Origin of the sequence: Xenorhabdus yunnanensis (genome assembly GCF_028598805.1) — a bacterium.
Taxonomy (GTDB): Bacteria; Pseudomonadota; Gammaproteobacteria; order Enterobacterales; family Enterobacteriaceae; genus Xenorhabdus; species Xenorhabdus yunnanensis.
Genome location: NZ_JAQRFI010000341.1, coordinates 1 through 223 on the forward strand (window position 1 = coordinate 1; position 223 = coordinate 223).

General features: G+C 63.7%; 1 protein-coding gene. It reads right to left on the reverse strand.

Annotated elements, in window-relative coordinates; translation table 11 throughout:
* On the reverse strand, positions 1 to 223 hold a 223-nt coding region (locus PSI23_RS22515), incomplete at both ends, for an AMP-binding protein (RefSeq protein WP_273557101.1).

Consider the following 223-nt stretch of genomic DNA (forward strand, 5'->3'; position numbering starts at 1 on the left):
CGGACTGGGTGAGTAAAGCCACCGGTGCGGCGTCCTTGAGCATATACGCCAGCCGCTCGGTCGGGTAGGCCGGGTCGAGCGGCACATAAGCCCCGCCCGCCTTGAGGACAGCGAGTAATCCCACCACCATTTCCGGCCGGCGTTCAACGCAAATCGCCACGCGTTCATCCGGGCGCACGCCCAAGGCCATCAAATGATGAGCCAGACGATTGGCGCGTTGGTT